This window comes from Peterkaempfera griseoplana (genome assembly GCF_001418575.1).
GTDB classification, from domain to species: domain Bacteria; phylum Actinomycetota; class Actinomycetes; order Streptomycetales; family Streptomycetaceae; genus Peterkaempfera; species Peterkaempfera griseoplana.
In genome coordinates this window covers 1-4068 of the sequence record NZ_LIQR01000635.1, presented here as the reverse complement: position 1 = coordinate 4068, position 4068 = coordinate 1, and the positions used below count along the sequence as shown (strand labels likewise).

The following is a 4068-nucleotide window of genomic DNA, read 5'->3' as shown; positions in this document are numbered from 1 at the left end:
GTGCGGGACCACCCCACCCGGCAGCCTGCACACGCCGTCCGACGAGGGCGGACGGCGTGTGCGGGCTGCCGGGTGGGGTGGTCCCGCACCGCAGACGGCCGGGGCCGTGCCACCGCGGGGGTGTCGCGGACCCCGGCCGTCCGCACCTGCCCGCCGCGGGCACCTCCCCGCCGGGAGGGCCCCGCGGCGGCGGAGGCCCCGAAGCGGCGCCTGCACGGAAACGCCTCCGCGCCGCCTTCCGGCTCTCTACGCTGAATTGTGAAGGCAGCGTGGAGACGGCGCTGCCACGAGGGGGGTGGGGACCACCATGCGCGTGGTGATCGCAGGACAGGGATATGTGGGACTGCCACTGGCGGTCCGGGCCGCCGAGGTGGGGTACGACGTCATCGGCTACGACGTCGACGAGCGGCGGATCAAGAAGCTCGCGGTGGGCGAGTCCTATGTGGAGGACATCCCGGCCGAACGGCTGCGGCCGCTGCTGGACGCCGGCACCTACACGCCGTCCACCGACCCCCGGGACGCGGCCGGCTTCGACATCGCGGTGATCACGGTGCCGACGCCNNGGCCAGGATGCTGGCCCGCTTCCTGCGGCCGGGAGCCACGGTGGTGCTGGAGTCGACCACCTACCCGGGGACGACGGAGGAGCTGCTGGCCCCGCTGCTGGAGGAGGGCTCCGGGCTCACCGTGGGCCGCGACTTCCACCTGGGCTACAGCCCGGAGCGGATCGACCCCGGCAATCCGACCTGGCGGCTGGAGAACACCCCGAAGGTCGTCTCCGGCGTGGACCCGGACTCACTGGCGGCCGTCGAGGGCTTCTACGGCCGGCTGGTGGAGCGCACCGTACCGGTGTCCTCCTGCAAGGAGGCCGAGCTCACCAAGCTCCTGGAGAACACCTTCCGGCATGTGAACATCGCCCTGGTCAACGAGCTGGCGATGTTCGCCCACGATCTGGGCATCGACGTGTGGGAGGCCATCGACGCGGCCTCCACCAAGCCGTTCGGCTATCTGCGCTTCACCCCCGGCCCGGGGGTGGGCGGGCACTGCCTGCCGATCGACCCGTCGTATCTGTCCTGGCGGGTGGAGCGGGCGCTGGGGCACCCGTTCCGCTTCGTGGAGCTGGCCAACGACGTCAACAGCCATATGCCGGACTATGTGGTGCGCAGGCTGGTGGAGGCGCTCAATGAGCGGCAGCGGTCGGTGAAGGGCTCGCGGGTGCTGCTGCTGGGCCTGGCGTACAAGAAGAACACCGGCGACGCCCGGGAGACCCCGGCCGCCCGCGTCGCCGAGCTGCTGGACCGGATGGGCGCCGACGTCCGGGCCGCCGACCCCCATGTGGTGGCGGGCGTGCATGTGGACGAGCCGCCGGTGGACGCCGCCGCGGCCCGGCAGGTCCCCGGTCCCCGGCCGGGCACTCCGGGCGGCGGTCACGGTGACGCGCTGGCCGCGGTACGGCGGGTGGAGGCGACCCCGGCGGAACTGGCGGCGGCCGACGCCGTGGTCCTGCTGGCGGACCACGACGACTTCGACTTCGAGGCGGTCACCGAGCACTCCCGCTATGTCCTGGACTGCCGCCGCCGCCTCAGCGGGGCAACCGTCGAGGTGCTCTGACCCGGAGGGCGGCCCGGCACGCCGCCGGGCGGGGGCGTCCGGCCCGGCGCGGGCGGTCTCCGGCTGCGCCGGGCCGCACCACCGGTCCGGCGGCCTGTCCGGCGGCCGGGCGGCCGGGTCCGCCGTGGACGGGAACGGCGCTCAGCCGGCGCGCCGGTCCTCGTCCACGGAGCCGGTCCGCTGCGCGGGCGGCGGGGTGATCTGCAGCGGCAGTTCGGTGGTGTCGCCGTCCGGGTCGACGGCCGGGGAGGGCCCGAGGAGGGGCTCGGCGGCCGGCGCGGGGACGGAGAACGAGGGCGCGGTGCCCGCGCCGTGCGCGGTCGGCATGTTGGTGAGGGCGGCCAGGGTCTGCCGGATGTGGTCCAGGTGCACCTGCACCAGCTCCTGCCGCTCGGCGTAGGAGCGCTGCTCCCGCTCGGCCGCGGCCGCGATCCGCTCCGCCTCGTGCCGGGCGCGCTCCAGCAGGCGGTCGGCGCGGGCCTGCGCCTCACGGTCGATCTCCTCGACCCGGGACAGCACGTTCTCGCGATGCTGTGCGGACTCCCGGTCGCGCCGTTCGCCGATGGCCGTGATCCGGTCCTCGACCTCCTGCTCGCGGGCCAGCGCGGCCGCGCCCTCCTCGTCGGCGACCTGCTGGCGGGCGGCGAGGTCGGCCCTGGCGCGGGCACGCTCCTGCTCGCTCTGCTCGCGCAGCCGGGACACCTCCTGCTCGGCCGTGGCCCTGATCTCCTCGCACTCCCGCTCGGCCTTCTCCATCGCCGCGGCCGCGGCGGTACGGGCCTGCTCCAGGATCTCCTCGGCGTCGAGGTCGGCTCCGAAGCGCGCCTCCTCCGCCGACTCCGCCGCGTGCTCCGCCTGCCGCTGCGCCTCCTGGGCGGCCAGCCGGCGCAGCTGCTCGGCGGCCTCGGCCGCCTCCTGGAGCACCGCGGCGGCCTCCGCCTCCGCGGTGGCGAGCAGTCCCGCCGCCCGGCGGCTCAGCACCCCGTAGTCGGGAGGCGGAGCGTCCTCCGCGGCCTGGACGGCGTCGGCGAGCGCGATCTCCAGCTCCCGGATGCTCGAACCCAGGCTGCTCAGCCGCTGCCACGCCTCGTCCCGCTGCGCGACCAGCGCCGTGACCGCACGCTCGACCTGCTCCGGGGCATAGCCGCGCCGGGCGGTGGTGAAGTCGTACGCAGAGACGGCGTCACTCATCCGTGCTACTCCCGTTGTCGCCTGCGATCAGGAGGAGACCTGATCACTTTTGATCCGTTTTGCCCACTAACCTACCTTCTTCGTTCGCTCTCGTACCCGAACCGCCACAGGCGATCCGCAGGGAAAGACCCGCCCGCAGACATGCCGAGGGGCGTCCCGGACCACTCCGGAACGCCCCTCGCCCTGCCTTGCGACCGCTAGAGCAGCCCGTCCCAGAACTGCTCCAGCAGCACCGCCCACCAGGTGTCCGGCGACTGCAGCGCCGCCGGGTCGATCGCCGCCAGCTGCGCCTGGAAGTCGGTCGTCCAGCGGCCCGCCTGCTCGGGCGTGAGCCCGAAACGGAACCGCCACATCCGGCCGAGCAGCGCCAGACAGCGGACGAACTCCGGCACCCCGGAGTTCACAAACCGCGGCTGACTCTGCTCCGGACCGGGCTCCAGATCGACCGCGACCACCGCCGCCGTGCCGAACTGCACACAGAGCTGACGGCCGTAGTCATTGCCCAGCACCAGATAGCCGCCCGCGTCGGGAGCAGCCGGACGGCCGCGCTCGGCCGCCAGCTCGGCCAGGGTCGGGATCGGCCTGCCCGGCTGCGCCTGCGCCCAGAAGAACGGCCCGAACTCGACCGGAAGACCGGCCCACACCAGGGTCTGCGCCACCGGCTCCGGCACACCCTGCCGGGACACGGCACGCTGCTCGTACCGGAAGACGGCGGGCCCGAAGGCCTGACCGAGCTCACCGGCCAGCTGCTGCGGAGCCAGCGGCGGCAGCTTGGGCACCGCCCCCGGGTCGGGCAGCGGTACCCGCACCGGCTTGGGCCTGGCCGGACCCGACGCCAGGGCGTGCAACTCGTCCAGGTGCTCCAGCAGATGCTGCATCCCGGACTGCCGTGCGGCGTGGTCGCGGCCGTACCCGGCGGTGTGGGTGATCCGGACGTTGGGCCAGGCCTCCTTCACCATGCGGGCGCAGTAACCGGCCGGGAGGTCGCAGCACTCCAGCTCGGTGTGGAGCTCCAGCACCTGGTCCGGGGGCACATTGAGGCGGCGCAGCTCCTGGAGGATCTTCCACTCCGGGTGCGGGGTGCCGGGCTCGCTGCGCTGCATCACCTTCTGCTCGGAACCGTCCGGACCGCGGTAGCTGAGCACGGCCAGATAGCCCGGCCCCACCGTGGGCAGGCCGGGCGCCCCGGGTCCGGGCACGCCGGGCGGCATGGCACCCACGGGAGGCGGAGGCATGGCGCCCACGGGTGGGGGCGGCATCGCACCCACC

Annotated in this window: 2 protein-coding genes and 2 pseudogenes; 2 read left to right on the top strand and 2 right to left on the bottom strand. The window is 74.2% G+C overall.

Annotated elements, in window-relative coordinates; genetic code table 11:
• Positions 1–307: 307 nt before the first annotated feature.
• Positions 308–561 (top strand): annotated as a pseudogene (locus AOK09_RS42860) (nucleotide sugar dehydrogenase); the annotation flags it as partial.
• Positions 562–563: 2 nt separating this feature from the next.
• Positions 564–1608 (top strand): annotated as a pseudogene (locus tag AOK09_RS34480) (nucleotide sugar dehydrogenase); the annotation flags it as partial.
• Between the two features lie 141 nt (positions 1609–1749).
• On the opposite strand, the gene AOK09_RS34475 reads toward AOK09_RS34480, so the two are convergent.
• Positions 1750–2799: a hypothetical protein gene (locus tag AOK09_RS34475; protein ID WP_055591145.1), complete on the bottom strand. Its 1050-nt coding sequence runs from the start codon at positions 2797–2799 to the stop codon at positions 1750–1752.
• Between the two features lie 197 nt (positions 2800–2996).
• The coding region (locus tag AOK09_RS34470) for an SUKH-4 family immunity protein (protein WP_245687611.1) at positions 2997–4068 on the bottom strand (1072 nt) is incomplete at its 5' end.